The organism is Halomarina halobia (assembly GCF_029338575.1).
GTDB lineage: Archaea > Halobacteriota > Halobacteria > Halobacteriales > Haloarculaceae > Halomarina > Halomarina halobia.
Map to the genome: position 1 here is coordinate 326,947 of NZ_CP119992.1, position 14,579 is coordinate 341,525.

The 14,579-nt window shown below is 68.3% G+C and carries 18 protein-coding genes; 7 read left to right on the forward strand and 11 right to left on the reverse strand.

The features are described 5' to 3' along the window. The first annotated feature begins 117 nt into the window (after positions 1-117). Positions 118-534 carry a universal stress protein gene (locus P1K31_RS01700; protein ID WP_276304547.1) on the forward strand — a complete coding sequence of 139 codons (417 nt, stop codon included), beginning with the start codon at positions 118-120 and terminating at the stop codon, positions 532-534. 27 nt (positions 535-561) lie between these two features. Beyond that, positions 562-2,808, forward strand: a complete 2,247-nt coding sequence (locus P1K31_RS01705) for an amino acid permease (protein WP_276304548.1) — start codon at positions 562-564, stop codon at positions 2,806-2,808. A 126-nt stretch (positions 2,809-2,934) separates the two neighbouring features. Here P1K31_RS01705 and P1K31_RS01710 read toward each other — a convergent pair whose 3' ends face one another. Further along, positions 2,935-3,309: a DUF5518 domain-containing protein gene (locus tag P1K31_RS01710; RefSeq protein WP_276304549.1), complete on the reverse strand. Its 375-nt coding sequence runs from the start codon at positions 3,307-3,309 to the stop codon at positions 2,935-2,937. Positions 3,310-3,446: 137 nt separating this feature from the next. Here P1K31_RS01710 and P1K31_RS01715 point away from each other — a divergent pair, with 137 nt between their 5' ends. The 3 genes from P1K31_RS01715 to P1K31_RS01725 all read left to right on the forward strand — a co-directional run bounded on the left by P1K31_RS01715 (position 3,447) and on the right by P1K31_RS01725 (position 5,581). Further along, positions 3,447-3,728, forward strand: coding sequence for a hypothetical protein (locus P1K31_RS01715; RefSeq protein WP_276304550.1), 282 nt, complete (start codon positions 3,447-3,449; stop codon positions 3,726-3,728). A gap of 392 nt (positions 3,729-4,120) precedes the next feature. Next, positions 4,121-4,447 carry a hypothetical protein gene (locus P1K31_RS01720; RefSeq protein WP_276304551.1) on the forward strand — a complete coding sequence of 109 codons (327 nt, stop codon included), beginning with the start codon at positions 4,121-4,123 and terminating at the stop codon, positions 4,445-4,447. A gap of 66 nt (positions 4,448-4,513) precedes the next feature. Continuing rightward, positions 4,514-5,581 carry a DUF7350 domain-containing protein gene (locus P1K31_RS01725; protein WP_276304552.1) on the forward strand — a complete coding sequence of 356 codons (1,068 nt, stop codon included), beginning with the start codon at positions 4,514-4,516 and terminating at the stop codon, positions 5,579-5,581. Positions 5,582-5,708: 127 nt separating this feature from the next. Here the strand turns inward: P1K31_RS01725 and P1K31_RS01730 are convergent, their stop codons facing one another. Beyond that, a complete protein-coding gene (locus P1K31_RS01730; protein ID WP_276304553.1) occupies positions 5,709-7,133 on the reverse strand; it encodes a hypothetical protein in 1,425 nt (474 codons plus the stop codon). 150 nt (positions 7,134-7,283) lie between these two features. Here P1K31_RS01730 and P1K31_RS01735 point away from each other — a divergent pair, with 150 nt between their 5' ends. Both P1K31_RS01735 and P1K31_RS01740 read left to right on the forward strand, forming a co-directional pair. Beyond that, positions 7,284-7,457: a hypothetical protein gene (locus P1K31_RS01735; protein WP_276304554.1), complete on the forward strand. Its 174-nt coding sequence runs from the start codon at positions 7,284-7,286 to the stop codon at positions 7,455-7,457. A 377-nt stretch (positions 7,458-7,834) separates the two neighbouring features. Next, positions 7,835-8,227, forward strand: a complete 393-nt coding sequence (locus P1K31_RS01740; protein WP_276304555.1) for a hypothetical protein — start codon at positions 7,835-7,837, stop codon at positions 8,225-8,227. Between the two features lie 613 nt (positions 8,228-8,840). Here P1K31_RS01740 and secY read toward each other — a convergent pair. The 9 genes from secY to P1K31_RS01785 are packed head-to-tail and all read right to left on the reverse strand — an operon-like array spanning position 8,841 to position 14,577. Continuing rightward, positions 8,841-10,319, reverse strand: coding sequence for a preprotein translocase subunit SecY (gene secY / locus P1K31_RS01745; protein ID WP_276304556.1), 1,479 nt, complete (start codon positions 10,317-10,319; stop codon positions 8,841-8,843). A gap of 2 nt (positions 10,320-10,321) precedes the next feature. After that, on the reverse strand, positions 10,322-10,813 hold the full coding sequence (locus P1K31_RS01750) for an uL15m family ribosomal protein (RefSeq protein WP_276304557.1): 492 nt from the start codon (positions 10,811-10,813) through the stop codon (positions 10,322-10,324). Continuing rightward, positions 10,813-11,277: a 50S ribosomal protein L30 gene (gene rpmD, locus P1K31_RS01755; RefSeq protein WP_276304558.1), complete on the reverse strand. Its 465-nt coding sequence runs from the start codon at positions 11,275-11,277 to the stop codon at positions 10,813-10,815. Before rpmD ends, P1K31_RS01750 begins: the two co-directional genes overlap by 1 nt. Beyond that, entirely contained in the window at positions 11,277-11,915 is a 639-nt protein-coding gene (locus P1K31_RS01760; RefSeq protein WP_276304559.1) for a 30S ribosomal protein S5, read from the reverse strand. Before P1K31_RS01760 ends, rpmD begins: the two co-directional genes overlap by 1 nt. Beyond that, positions 11,912-12,466, reverse strand: a complete 555-nt coding sequence (locus P1K31_RS01765; RefSeq protein ID WP_276304560.1) for a 50S ribosomal protein L18 — start codon at positions 12,464-12,466, stop codon at positions 11,912-11,914. The genes P1K31_RS01760 and P1K31_RS01765 overlap by 4 nt, the downstream gene beginning before the upstream one ends. A 2-nt stretch (positions 12,467-12,468) precedes the next feature. Then, positions 12,469-12,912, reverse strand: a complete 444-nt coding sequence (locus tag P1K31_RS01770; RefSeq protein WP_276304561.1) for a 50S ribosomal protein L19e — start codon at positions 12,910-12,912, stop codon at positions 12,469-12,471. Then, the gene (locus P1K31_RS01775) at positions 12,912-13,649 is read right to left on the reverse strand and encodes a 50S ribosomal protein L32e (RefSeq protein ID WP_276304562.1); all 738 of its coding nucleotides are present in this window, start codon (positions 13,647-13,649) and stop codon (positions 12,912-12,914) included. Before P1K31_RS01775 ends, P1K31_RS01770 begins: the two co-directional genes overlap by 1 nt. Further along, entirely contained in the window at positions 13,649-14,185 is a 537-nt protein-coding gene (locus P1K31_RS01780) for a 50S ribosomal protein L6 (RefSeq protein WP_276304563.1), read from the reverse strand. Before P1K31_RS01780 ends, P1K31_RS01775 begins: the two co-directional genes overlap by 1 nt. Then, positions 14,185-14,577 carry a 30S ribosomal protein S8 gene (locus tag P1K31_RS01785; protein ID WP_276304564.1) on the reverse strand — a complete coding sequence of 131 codons (393 nt, stop codon included), beginning with the start codon at positions 14,575-14,577 and terminating at the stop codon, positions 14,185-14,187. The genes P1K31_RS01780 and P1K31_RS01785 overlap by 1 nt, the downstream gene beginning before the upstream one ends. Positions 14,578-14,579 lie beyond the last annotated feature (2 nt).

Sequence of the window (14,579 nt, forward strand, 5' to 3'; positions counted from 1 at the left end):
ACGCCCGGCCGCTCAAATCGGTTTTCATCGAGGGCGAAGGATTATTCACCGCCTGGCCGTGCGTTCGTCCATGGACGCACGAACCGGAACCGACGACTCGACGGTGGGGGATCGACGATGACCGACCTCCTCTCGCACGTGCTGGTCCCCGTCGCGAACGAGGACGACGCCCGGGCGACCGCGCGGGCGCTCGCGCCCTACGCGCCGACGGCCGTGACCGTGCTCCACGTCGTCGAGAAGGGGGAGGGCGTTCCGGACAAGATACCCGTGGAACAGAGCGAGGAACTCGCCGAAGCGGCCTACGCGGCCTTCGAGGAGGAGTTCCCCGACGCGGCGACCGAGACGCGCTACGCCCGCGACGTCGTCGCCGCGGTGTTCGAGGCGGCGGCCGACCTCGACGCCAGCGCCGTCGCGTTCCAGCCACGCGAGGGCGGCTTCCTGACGCGCCTGATCACCGGCAACCGTACGCTCAAACTGGTCACGGCGGGTGATCTGCCGGTCGTCGTTCTGCCGGGGGGTGACGGGGGTGGGTGAGCCGCGGTTCGCCGGCGGTGACGCGGGATGACCGACGGCGAGCAGGAACTCGCGAAGGACCTCGGTCCGCTCGCCGCGCTGACGATCGGCGTGGGGACGATGATCGGCGCGGGCATCTTCATCCTTCCGGGCACGGCCGTCCAGCGGGCCGGACCGCTCGCGGCGGTCGCCTTCCTGCTCGGCGGCGGCATCGCCATACTGACTGCCTTCTCGGCGAGCGAACTCGGGACGGCCATGCCCCGGTCCGGCGGGGCGTACTACTACATCAACCACGCGCTCGGTCCGCTGTTCGGCTCGATCGCCGGGTGGGGCAACTGGATGGGGCTGGCGTTCGCGAGCGCCTTCTACATGTACGGGTTCGGCCAGTACATCGCGACCATGTTCGACGCCTATCTCGGCGTCGCGCTCCCGACGCTCGACCTCGTCGTGCTGTCGCTGTCCGGCCCGAAGCTAGTCGCGCTCGCCGGCGCGGGCGTGTTCATCCTCGTGAACTACGTCGGCGCGAAGGAGACCGGTCGCCTGCAGAACGTGATCGTCGTCACGCTGGTGGGCATCCTCGCCGTGTTCACCGTCTTCGGCGCGATGCAGGCCGACGTGGCGAAGCTGACGCCGATCGCACCCGACGGGTACGGTCCCCTGCTACCCGTGACGGGTCTCATCTTCGTCTCCTATCTCGGGTTCGTCCAGATCACCTCGGTGGGAGAGGAGATCAAGGACCCTGGCCGGAACCTCCCCCGCGCGGTGATCGGGAGCGTGGTCATCGTCACGATCGTCTACGCGCTCGTGCTGGTGACGGTCCTCGCGGCCGTGGACAACAGCCTCGTCGCGGGTAACGACACGGCGGTCGTCGACGTCGCGCGGTTGCTCATCGGTCCCCTGGGCGCGGCGGCGATGCTGTTCGGCGGGTTGCTCGCGACCGCCTCCAGCGCGAACGCGTCGATCCTCGCCTCCTCGCGCATCAACTTCGCCATGGGTCGCGACGGCATCATCAGCCCGGAGCTGAACGACGTCCACCCGCGGTACGGGACGCCGTACCGCTCGATCGCGGTGACCGGCGGCTTCATCCTCGCGTTCATCGCGTTCGGCGACCTGACGACCCTCTCGACCGCGGGGAGCGTCCTCCACCTCGTCATCTACGGGCTGCTGAACGTCGCGCTGGTCGTCATGCGGCAGGTCGCCCCCGAGGACTACGCGCCCGACTACCGGGTGCCGCTGTACCCGGTCGTCCCGGTCCTGGGTGCGGTCATCTCGTTCGCGCTCATCGCGTTCTTCTCGACTGTCATCGTCGCGCTCTGTCTCGCGTTCGTGCTGTTCGCGGCCGGTTGGTACGTCCTCTACGCCCGCGGCCGGACGAGCAAGCAGGGCGTCCTCTCGCGGTACGTCCTCTCGCGCCCCGGCGCGTTCCCCGATCCGGCGGTCTCGGCCGCCGCCAGCGTCAAGCCCGACGGCGGTTCCTACCGCGTGATGGTCCCCCTCGCGAACCCCGAGTCCGAGACCGACCTCATCACGCTCGCGAGCGCCATCGCCAGGCAGCGCGGCGGAACGGTGCTCGCGACGCACATCGTCACGGTCCCCGATCAGACGGCGCTCGCCGCCGGGGCGGAGCACGTCGAGGAACTCGACGCCGAGTCGGGGACGCTCCTCGGCAACGCCCGGCGCGACGCGGAGACGTTCGGCGTCCCCGTCGAGACGCACACCATCCTCTCTCACCGGACGTTCGAGGAGGTGTTCGACGCGGCGCGGACGCACGCCGCCGACCTGGTCGTGATGGGGTGGGGCCCCGACGCTCACGGGTCTCCCGGGCGCGCGGAGAGCGCCGTGGACGAACTCGTCGAGACCGTCCCCTGTGACTTCCTCGTCCTGAAGGACCGCGGGTTCGATCCCTCGCGCATCCTCGTCCCGACGGCGGGCGGGCCGGACTCCGACCTCTCGGCCACCGTCGCAGCGCTCCTCGCTCGGGAGTACGGGAGCGAGGTGACCCTGCTCAACGTCGCCGACGACGAGGCGAAGGGGCGGGCGTTCCTCGAATCGTGGGGCGCCGAGCACGACCTGGCGGACGCCGCCCTCCGCGTCGAGACGGGCGACGTGGAGGCGTCCATCGAACGGGCCGCCCGGGACGCGACACTGCTCGTCGTCGGCGCGACCGAGCGCGGCCTCCTGCGCCGACTCGTGGGCGGGTCGCTCGTGATGGACGTGGTCGACGACGTGGAGTGCTCGGTGATACTCGCGGAGCGCAGGCGCGAACGGAGCCTCCGCGAGCGCCTGTTCGGCTAGTCGAGTCGATCGCCGCCGCCCCACCGCGCCCGTTCGCGGTCGCCTCGTACCGTCGGCTGTACCCGTGTTACGCTACGCGGTACCCCGGAGTGCCGGGTGTCCGTTATCGACGTGCGACCGGCGGTATCACCGCGGATCCCCCCGCTCGGACGCCGAGACGCCCCGGCGACGCTCGGCGACGTGACTACCGACGTATCCCCCGAGCGCCCCCAGTCCGACGGCGTACGCCGCCACGAGCGCGACGAGGCCGACGGCGAACGCGCCGACGAACGCGGCGCTGAACCCCGCCGCGGTGATCGGCCAGAGCCGGGAGGCGACGAGGAACAGCGGAACCGCCGCGAGCACCCCCGAGAGCGCGCCGACGCGCGCGCCGACCTCGCGCGTCTCCCGGTGTAAGTACCCCGCCACCCCGCCGCCGAGCAGCGGGGAGAGGGGAACGAACGCCGTGAGGAGCGTGAGCGCCGCGCCGATGACCGCGTTCGTTCGAACGTCAGGAGCCATGCGGAATCGTGTCAACGTTCGCTCGTATAAGTGTTGGCGATCAAGTACGAAACCGGACTGATCGACGTCCCGGAAACTCTGAACGGCGGGCGCGTCCGTGGTGAGCCGTTAAGTACGCCGACCGTCTACGACCGGGGATGCTAGCTCCACGAGGGATCTTCGGCATCCCCCACGGCATCCTCTCCTCGCCGGACGAGCGGATCGCGTTCGCGATCGGCCTCGTCGCGCTCGTGGCGGCGGTTCTGCACGACGGCGATCGGGATCTGAGGCCCGTCTCGGGTGCCGCGGTCGTCGGTATCCTCGTCGCGCTCGGGGGGTCGTTCGTCGCTCCGCCGCTCGTCACGGACGAGTGGCACGTCCCCGTGTTCGTGGTACTCCTCGTCATCGCGGGGGCCGTGGTCGCGCGCCGGCGCGGCTGACGACCGCGGGCTGACGGTCGGCGACGGCGGTCGTCCCCACCGGACCGCTCTCGGAGCGCAGTAGCAGGCAGATCATTCTTGACTCGCGCTCCCGGTAGATCGAGTATGGCATCGAACCTGAAGCGCGCGCTCAAACTCGTGTACAACGTCACGAGCGTCGTCACGACGCTTCGACTCGTCGGACGACTGGTCCGGAAACTGGGGAAGCGAGTCAGCCGTAGCTGACCCGACCGTCGCCGACGCCGAAGGACCGTAATCGGCCGCCCCTCCCGAGTCCGGCGGTCTCCCCCGTCCGCGACACTTCCCCGTCCGTGGAAGTCACGGCGGGACGAGTCTCCGCCTTCCCTAACCAATCCGAACGTTCAATAATGTCGATAACCGATCGTGAGAGCGTGGCTCGGATCCCCTGCGTCGCCTGCGGTGCTCCCATCCCCCCGCAGCGGGACAACTGTCCGGAGTGCGGCCAGCGACAGCTCACGTTTGGGACGGCGGTCGTCTACATGACTGTCGGTCTGCCCGCCGTCCTCCTCTGTGCCGCCGGCGGTGCCCTGCTCGCCGCGCCGGGGCTCGTCACCTCGACGGTCGGCATCGGCGGGCTGATGGGGGGTCTCGTCGCCGTCTACGCGGCCGTCGGGCTGGTTCTCTGGCGGGCGTACACGCGTCGGCAGGCGCGCGTCCGGCGCTCGACGCGGGGTGAGGGGCCCCGGCCGGACGAGTAGGTCACCGTCGCGCGTTCGAGAACCGGACCAACAGGGGTATTGGTCGCCGCCGACTACGCTCCCTCAATGCGTCGTCGTGAGGTTCTACGCGCGCTCTCCGGCGGGATCGCCGTCGCGCTCGCTGGCTGTCTCGACGGGTTCGGAACGCAGTCGGCGTGGCGCGACCCGCCGCTCGTCGAGGACCGCCCGAAGGCAGTCTACGTCCCCGCCGTCACCGAGGCGATGGGGGTGTACGGGCGCGAGACGACGGGACCGTACGGTCTCGCACTCCTCTACTCCTACCCCCACCGCTTCTGGAACGTGACCAACCGCGAGCGGGAGAAGGTCGTCGTGACCGACGACGACGCCGTCCACCTGATGGTCGCCCTCTGGGATCGCGAGACGCGCCAGGTGGTACCCGCGGGGTCGGACGTCTCGCTTCGGATCGAACGCGACGGCGACGTCGTCACCCAGGAGGTCGCCTACCCCATGCTCTCCCAGCAGATGGGCTTTCACTACGGCGCGAACTACCCGCTCGACGGCGAGGGCGACTACGAGGCGACCGTGACCGTCGGCCGGCCCACCGTCAGGGCCACCGGGGCGTTCGCGGGACGGTTCGAGGACGCTCGCTCCGCGACGTTCGCCTTCACGTTCGACACGGACGACGTGTACGGCCTCGAACTGCGACGCCTCGGCGAGCGCTCGGGCGAGCGCGGGGCCGTCCCGACGATGGACATGGACGTGCCGATGGGGATCGTCCCGCCCGTCGACTCGCTCCCGGGAACGCCCGTCGGCCGGACGAGGACCGGCGACGCGGTCCTCGAGGTGCTCGCGGTCGACGACCCCGCGCGCTTCGACGCGGACGGGGGGGCCTACCTCGCCGTCGTGGCCCGGACGCCGTACAACCGCATCGTGATCCCGATGATGGCCCTCTCGGCGACGCTCGCGCGCGGCGGGGAGACGATCTACGAGGGTGCGCTGACCGAGACGCTCGACCCCGAACTCGGGGCGCACTACGGCGCGGGCGTCGAGTCGCTCGAACCGGGCGACGAACTCCGCGTCAGCGTCGACGTCCCCCCGCAGGTCGCCCGACACGACGGCTACGAGACCGCCTTCTTCGAGATGCCCGACCGGACGATCACCGTCGAGCGGTAGGACCCTCGCCCTTATCCGGTGGTTCACGGGCGTCGACGCTAGCGAACCGTCCGTTCGGTTGCCCGCCGTTCGGACGCTCTCCGACCCAGAGGGACGGTGGGATCAGAGGGTGTCGCGCTACGACGCGTCATCCCCCGCCGAGGAACGGCGGGGCCGTCGTCGGCAGCGACAGCAGCCAGAGGCTCACGACCGTGTACCCGATCATGACCGCCACGAACGGGAACTGGCTGCGGATGGCCTGCATGCGGGCCGGAAACGTCCCGTAGGCGGTGGTGTGGGCGAGCCAGATCGAAAGGAGGTGGCCGATGAGGACGAACGTCATCGGGAGCGCGCCGAACCACCACGGCACCGTGAGGACGACGGGGTTCGCCGCGGGGGAGAGCGGACTCGCGAGTACGTCCGCCAGCCGCGGGGTCAGCGTGACGAAGAAGGTGAAGTAGTGCGCGAGGTGGTAGCCCGCGGCGATGGCGAGCAGCGGCGGCGCGAAGCGCACGAGCAGCGTCCGCGTCGGGAGGTACGTCTCCGAGACGCGCCGCGAGCGCCTCGCGGCGTACCGGTACGCCGCGAGGAAGGCGGCGTACCCCCCGACGAACAGCAGCGCGTACACCGCGAGCGGCGGGACGCCGCCGCCGACGATCGACCGGACGACGACCGCGCCGGCGGACGTCGTGACGAATCCGGTGAACGTCAGCTCCCAGACCAGCGCGACGACGAACGCCACGTCGTCCCGTCCGTCGACGAGATCGGAGTCCGGGAGCCGAAAGCCCGGCGGCCGCAGCGACAGCCCACCGTCGGTCCACCGGAGCGGTGCGACCGCGCCGTAGAACCGGAAGGCGACGGCGACGGGGTCCCCATACCGGAACCACGTCGCCGGCGAGAAGACGACCGTCCCGGCGAGCGTCACGGCCGTGTAGCCCACGAGCGCCCACGAGAGCATCGCGGGGACGGCGTTGACGGCCGTCGTCGTCTCGATCCAGATGAGTGCCAGGAACCCGACGACGGCGGGCCACCGTCCGAGGCGCTCGGGGTACGGCCGGTCGAGCGACGGGAGGCGCTGCGCGAGGGTCCGCCACGGGTTGAGCGCGGGCCAGGGGTCGGCGACGAGGTAGGCGAACATCGTCAGCCCCGCCCGCACTCCGGCGAACACCAGGATGACCGCGGCGTTGACCGTCGGCACCTGCGGCCCGGCGAACCCCTGCCAGACGACGTAGGCGAGGGCGACTAGCCCGAATCCGCGCGCCGCCCGTACCGCCCACCGACGGACCACCCCCCGTGACGGGAGGACCACGCGGCTCTCGTGGGCGCGCTCGATGAACCTCCTGTCGGTGACGAAGCTCGCGAGGACCGCCGACGCGCCGATGGTCGCCCCGCCGGTCATGACGTAGAGCCACCGCGGGACGTCGAGGTCGTTCCCCGAGGCGGCGTTCGAGAGGCTCACCGCGGCGTTGCTCGCCGCGGCGGTGTCGATCACCGCGAGGAGGAGCGTCCCGGCGAGTGAGGCGAGCAGAAATCGCCCGAGGAGCCGAGCGCGCGTCCGTCCGGCTGCGTCCATCGCCGGGGGTTCGCTCGCGGGGTCATTGAGGGTGTCGAAAACGTCACGCGTTCCCACCGAAGGCCGGGGACGCCCCGACCCCTCGCCCCCTGACTGACTCGATCCCCGACGGAACGAAGCTATTTGCTCTCGACTGTCATTTGATGTGGCATGGCTCACGTACCCCAGCGGCCGCAGTTGTACGTCTGTGGCGAGTGTCATGTCGTCCACGCCGGGATCCACACCGAGGAGCACACGTTCAGACCGCCGGAGGAGTGCGCGGTCTGCGGCAACCGCGAGTTCTACACCCTGGAGAACTACCCGAGGCATCCGGACTACGAGTGAACGGTCGCCCCCGCCCATCCCGCCCGAGACGCCGGTCGCATCGCTCCTCTCGCAACCGGTCTTTATTAAGCCTCGAAGATATGTGCGAAAACCGGAAAGTATTCGATGCTTCGGGCGTAGGATTCCTCGAGGGCGGCGGTCGAGCGTGCGGCCCGATCGCGGCTCGAACTCACGAGCGCTCCTGCTTCGGTTCGGACCGCGGCGATCGCAGGTGGGGTTGGATACGCGTCTACGCGGCTCGCCGCCCTCCTTCTACGGCTCTTCGAGCGTCCGCGACCGCGCGTCGAGGGGGGAACGGACCGTGGAATGCTCGGCCGTAACCGTCAGTCGCTCGACTGACTGAACATCTGTGGGTGCGAATCACTTACGTGGGAGACGTGGCCGATACCGGAGACCTCTCCGAAAAACACGCGTGGCGGCTTAAGCAGGTTCTCGAAGCCGAGAGTACCGAAGGCGACCGCGAGGCTATCGTCGAATTCCACGACTCCCGACGGTCGGAAGGAAAAGAGACGACGACTCTCACCACGGATTTGAGCACGCTCCGATGCACAAGCGAGCGTGCTTCCGTTCCGCTGTTGGAGATGCGAAAGAGCGACGTGTTCGATCTCTTCACGCTGCTTACCACCGCGAGGAGTGACGGTGGGTACGGACTCACTGCTGACGGAGGTGGGGTGTACAACTACAAGCGCGTCCTGGGGCTGTTCTTCGAAATAGTGGTGGCTGGACGACCGCGACGACTACGACGAGTATCCGTTCTGGGAAGACATTGAAACACCGCGTCGGAAAGTCAGGCCGAGGGCCCCCGACGACCTGCTCACGAAGGGCGAGATTGAGGCGTTGAAAGAAGCCGCGGGTCGTGGACGAAACACGCAGCGTGACCGAGCACTCGTCGCCTTCCTCGCGTACGGTCCCCGTATCACTACAGCGACCAAGAGCGTAAACGTAGGCCAGGGACGGATAGGTTAGTTTCGTGGTGGTGACGTAGCGAATTTGAGGGGGAACACGGACATTCTATAGCGACTACACGCCTTGAAAACGAGAGGACATCTCAGCGCGCCCCGAGCGGCTACGGATTCGACTCGTCTCGTTCCGTGTACCCATCCGAGTTGAACCTCAATTCGATGAATGCGGCTCCACCACACACCGGGCATTCGGTGACCCCTATCGGTCGGATCTCCCCTCCACCGTCAACTGTCGCGACGAGCACTTTCTCACACTCATCACATTGAGCAAGCACTTTGGCCATAGCGACCCCCGGTGAGGATTGTTTGAGGATAATCATAACACTATTGTACCACAGGAGAATTTTCCTCCTGGGGTGAGTGTGGGCCAGTTCTGGCCGGATTCACGACGCCGATGGGAAGACTGCACTGGTCAACCTGTTCAGTCGCCCGAGGAGAACATCTGGCGCATCATTGGGTGCATCTCCATGAGCTGCTCCTCGGCGATCTCCTCGTACAGCTTGTACGTGATGGAGACCGTGAGCAGCAGGCCCGTCCCGGAGACGGTCCCGATGGTGCCGAGCATGTTCGCCGCGACGGCGAGCAGTCCGACGAGGGCACCGCCGATGACGGTGACCTGCGGGATGTAGCGTTCGAGCACCTTCTCCATGACGCCGGGGCTCTTGCGGAAGCCCGGGATCTGCATCCCCGAGCGCTGTATCTGCTGGGCGGTCGCCTCCGGCCCCATGCCGGTGGTTTCGACCCAGAAGATCGCGAAGATGGCCCCGCCGACCACCATGAACGTGAGGTCCACGGCGATGCGGGCGAGGATGTCCAGCGGCTGGGTACTGAGCGCCGGGATCCACTGCTGGGGCGAGTAGATCGGCGCGAAGTAGTAGAACAGCCCGGCGGTGGGCTGTAGCCCCGTCTCCGTCGTCTGGTAGACGCCCAGCCAGGCGGGCATACCGTCGCCGAGTTGCGAGGCGAGGATGCGCCCGAGGAACTGGATGTTCGCCTGCAGCGCGCGGACGAGGATCATCGGCAGGACGCTCGCGTAGATGAGCTTCACCGGGAAGCGCCCGCGGGCCCCGCGCACCTGCGAGTGGCTGAGGGGAATCTCGACGCGGACGGACTCGGCGTACACGACGATGCCGAAGATGAGCAGCGTCGTGAGCAGCGCCAGCAGCTGTCCCTGCCCGAACACCAGGAACTCGAGGCCGCTCGCCTGCGTGAGCGGCCCGGTGTTGACCTGTCCGGTGATGATGCCGAACCAGGTGGCGAAGAAACCGGGGTTCGAGCCCGCGAGCCCCTCCCACGCCAGGAACCCGCCGATGAGCGCCTGGCTCACGCCGGCGACGATGAACAGTCCGATGCCGCTCCCGACGCCCCACTTGCTGATGACCTCGTCCATGAACAGGATGAGGATCCCGCCGACGGCGATCTGCGCGAAGATGATCCACGACATCCCCCAGACGGGGATGCCGAGCGACGCGGCGAGCTGCGAGTTCGCCGGCAGGAAATTGCCGAGGAACACGAGCGGGATGCCCGTCAGGAAGACCATCACCACGACGAGCACCTTCTGCAGGCCCTGATAGATCGCCTGGTCGCGGGGATCGTTGGTGTCGAGACCGAGCAGGTCCGCGCCGCCGAGGAGTTGCAGCACGATGCTCGCTGTCACGATGGGCCCGATGCCCAACTGCAAGATACTCCCCTGTCCTCCGGCGAGGATGGTTCTGAACTGACCGAACGCGTCCTCTCCGGTGCCCTGCAGGCCCCAGATGAGCACGTTAGTCAGGAAGAAGTACAACACGAGAACGCCCGCCGTCCAGCCGAGCTTCCGGCGGAACGGCACGTGTCCCTCGGGTCGGGACACCGTGGGCATTCGCGTGAGTACTGGCGCGGCGGTCTCCTTCCAACTCATTACTACTCGTTTCCGCCGTCTTCAGGTGAATCTTTTTCGGACGACCGCTCCTCGCCGCGCTCGGTGAGCGCGGCGCTTCCCCCCTCGCTCTCGAGGAGGTCGACGGCGCTCTCGGAGAAGTCGTCGGCGGTCACGGTGAGCGCGTTGAACACCTGGCCGCCGCCGAGCACCTTCACGACGTCGACGTCGTGACCGGCGTCGACGACGTCGCGCGCGTCGATCGCGTAGCCGTCGTCGGTCTCCTCGACGAGCCCCTCCGCGACGTACAGCGCGATGTCCTCGTCGAGCTTCTGGACGTCGACGGTGGCGACCGTCTCCTGGGCCTTCTGCGGTCGGGTGAAGCCGTGTTTACCGAGCGGTTCGTAGTTGTGGAACTCGTGCTTGTCGCGCCCGGCGCGGCCGCGACCGCCGCGGTTACCGGCCCCGCGGCGGTTCTTGTGCGTCCCGCCGCCGTGCGTGCGCGAGCCCCGCTGTCTGCGTTTCTTGCTGGTCATTATCGCATCGAGGTGAGGAGTTCGTCGATCCCCTCGGTCGTGTGCTTGCCCAGCTGGCCGCCCTCCTTCGTGGGGTGCTTGATGCCGTCGTGACCGCCGCGCGGCGGGTGAAGCCGCAGCGTCGGCGAGAGCCCCTGCTCGCGCAGGGTGGTCTCCTCGTTCACGATGGCAGCGGCCAGCGCGTCGATACCGTCGTAGTCGGTGTGCTCCGCGACCCACTCGTCGTCGACGGGGCCCTCGCCCTCGGCGGGCTCGCCGCGACGGCGGATGAGCGTCGCGACGGTCCCCTCGGAGGGCTCGCCGTGGGCGACCCAGTCGTTCACCTTCGTGACCATGCCGCGGTAGGCGTCGGTGTCGGGTACGAACGTGCAGTGGTTGACGCGCCCGAGGTTGAGCATCGACATGGTGTCACGGACGCCCGCGCTCGTGTCGACCGCGCCGCGGAGCTGGACGAGTGCCCGCATCACTCGATCACCTCGCGCGCCTCGGCCGCGTGCTGGGGCACGCGGGCCTCGGTCGTGTTGCGGAGCGCGTTGAACGTCGCCTTCGCGAAGTTGACCGTCGTGCGGGTGTTGCCCGACGAGCGCGTCCAGATGTCCTCGATGCCCGCGAGTTCGAGCACCGAGCGGACGGTCTCCCCGCCCGCGAGCCCCAGGCCGCGGGGCGCGGGCTGGAGTTCGACCTCGACGCTGCCGGCCTTCCCCGTCGTGCGCAGCGCGACCGTGTGGGGCTGGCCGCAGCCGCACTCCCAGGACCCGCAGCCGCGGGACACCTTGATGATGTTCAGCTTCGCGACGCCGATGGCCTTCTGGATCGCGCCGCCGACCTGGTCGTCGCGCGCCTCGGCGTAGCCGACGAAGCCGTTCCGGTTACCGACGACGACCGCGCAGCGGAACTTCACGCGGCGGCCGGAGTCGGTCATGCGCTGGACCATGTTGATGTCGAGCACGTTGTCCTCCAGGTCCGGGAGGAGGCGGTCTACGACCTCCGGCTCCTTGAGCGGGAGGCCGGATTCGAGCGCCTGCCCCATCTCCGTGATGTCGCCGTCGAGGACCTTCCGACCCAGTCGGGTCTTGGGTTCCCAGCCGTTTCCGTTACTCATCGTTCCTCCTGAAGTCGTTCGCGTACGTCATCGAAGTGCTCGGGTAGCGCGGTCGCGTCGAAGTCGCCGCTGTAGAGCGGCTCGTCGCGCTGTTCCGCGTAGTCGGCGATGTGCTCGCCGCGGGTGCGCTCCCACTCCGCGAACACCGAATCGTTGTGCGGGATGTCGAGGCCGGCGTCGATGGCCCCCTCCTGCACCGCGAACACCTTGCTGCCGGGCGTCGCGGTGTTGAGGCCGATGTCGAGCACCGCCTCCTCGATCCCCGCGTCGACGGCGCGCAGGCCGGCGAGATAGCCGGTCAGGTACGCCGCCGGGAGGTTCCCCGTCGGAGCCTCCCAGCCGAAGTCGGCGAGTTCGCTCGAGTGAGCGCTAGCCAGCGTGCGGTCCCCCTGATCACCAGTCGTCACCAGCTGCGTCCTGGCGTGTTTGTTGCTCGTGCGAGCAACCAGGCGTGACTTGCCGGATTTCAACAGGCGCAACCGCTGATGGTAATCCGTTCGTACCTCGCGGCGACGCCGCATCGGTACCTTGTATCGTGGTCCGGTTGCCATTGTTAGTAGTTGTTCTCGATGTATCGTTCCAGGTCGCTCACGCTGTCGAACTCCCCGCCGCTGGCCTTACCGTACAGGTCGCGGTACTCCGAGCGAGTCAGTTCGCCCGAATCGCGGAGGTCGCGCAGCGTCGCGCGCTGGGCGCGGATGCGACTCATCCAACTGTCCTTCTCCTTCTGTCGGGCTCCGGCCTTCCCCTTGCGGGAACCGGGGCCCTTGCGGTGGCCGTAGGCGCGCTTGCGGTTGCGCTCGCGGGCGCGACCGCGCGAGTTCGAACGCCGCTCGTCCTTCACGGCGATCGTGCCGTCGTCGACGAGCCCGCGAATGTCCTCGCGGGTGATCGCGTCCGCGATCTCGCTCTGCGCGTCGGGGTCGAACCAGACGCGGTTCTTGCCGACGTCGAGCACGTCAGCGGCCAGCCGCTTCTGTGCGCTGAGGTCGCTCATTACTCGTTCACCTCGACTTCCACGTAGGTCGGGTTGAGGACGCGAACCCCCGCGTCCTCGGCCTCTTCCTCGATGCGTTCGCGCTTGCGCGCGCCGACCGAGGAGGCGATGCGGACGGCCTGCGTGTCGCCGTCGACGCCCTCGAGGTCCGCGACGTTGTGGACGCGGACCTCCTCGAAGCCGCTCGGGTGCAGGCCTCGAACGTCCGTCGGCGTGCGGTAGCCGGAGTGGACCTTCGGGCCCTTGCCCTTGAATCCGCGGCGCTGCTTGGACAGACCGCCGCGGGGGCGACGCCACGACTCGGGCGTGCGCTTCTTCTTGTGGTAGTCCTGCCGGCGGAAGGCGGGCTTGCCCTCGCGCTTGCGCTGAGCTAGCAGGCGGTCGGTCTCGTCGTCGAGCTCGGGCGTCTTGTCGTCGAGCCCGCGGGGGCGGAGTTCGGTCTCGACCTCCTCGGCCTCGACCGCCGCCTCCTCCTCGGGCGTCTCGTCCTCGACCTCCGCCTCGGTCTCCTCCTCCTCGCGGATCTCGAGCCCGCCGACGTCGGCCTTGATGCGCGCGGCGAGCGCGTTACCGACGCCATCGGCCCGCGCGAGGTCCTCCTGGCTCGCCCGTCGAACGTCGTCGACGGTCTCGAACCCCGCCTCGCGGAGCGCCTCGGCCTTCGCCTCGCCGACGCCGGAGATGTCGGTGAGTTCCGTGATCTCCTCGCCGTTTCCGTTGTTATCGTCGTCTGCCATCAGGCGTCACCTCGGGTGGGTTTCGACGTGATGTAGACCCCGTCCTGAAAGACGCGGGTGTCCTTGTCGTTGATGCGCGTCAGCTGTTCGATGTCGGCCGCGGTCTGTCCCACGGACTCCTTGTCCGAGCCGGTGAGGGTGATCTCCTCGCCGTCGACCCGAACCTCGGTGTCGCCGTGGATCGTCGTCCGCCGCGGGGCCTTCTCCCCGAGGAAGTTGTTGATCACGACGTCGTTCCCCTCGACGCTGACCTGCATCGGGAAGTGAGAGTAGAGCACTTTCATCTCGTACTCCCAGCCCTCGGTCACGCCGTGGACCATGTTGCGAACGTGGCTCTCGAAGGTGCCGACGGTCGCGTTCGTCTTTCGGTTCTCCGTCTCGGTCTCGATGACCACCGAGCCGTCGTCGACCGTGACCGCCACGTCGGGGTACCACAGCCTCCGGGTGACCGAGCCGTTGGGCCCCTCGACGGTGAGGTCGAGGTGGTCCATCGACGCGCTGACTTCGTCCGGTAGTTCGATCTCTGTTCGGCTCATTAGTACACGTACGCGATGACTTGGCCACCGACGCCCTGCTCGCGGGCCTCGTAGTGGCTCATGATGCCCTTGCTCGTGCTCACGATGAGGGCCCCGTAGTCGCGCGCGGGGAGGTATCGCTTCTCCCACCGCTCGAACTCGTCCGCCTTCGCGGAGTAGCGCGGTTTGACGGGGCCACACTCGTTGATGGCACCCTTCAGTTCGACCTCGAAGCGACCGGCCTTGCCGTCGTCGACGAACTGGAAGCCGTCGATGTACCCGCGGTCGTAGAAGACCTCGAGGACGGAGCCGATGATGTTCGAGGCGGGCTGTATCGTCTGTTTCAGATGCCCGACGCTCTCGGCGTTGTCGAGGCCGGAGAGCGCGCTGGACAGTGGATCGTTGTCCGCCATGG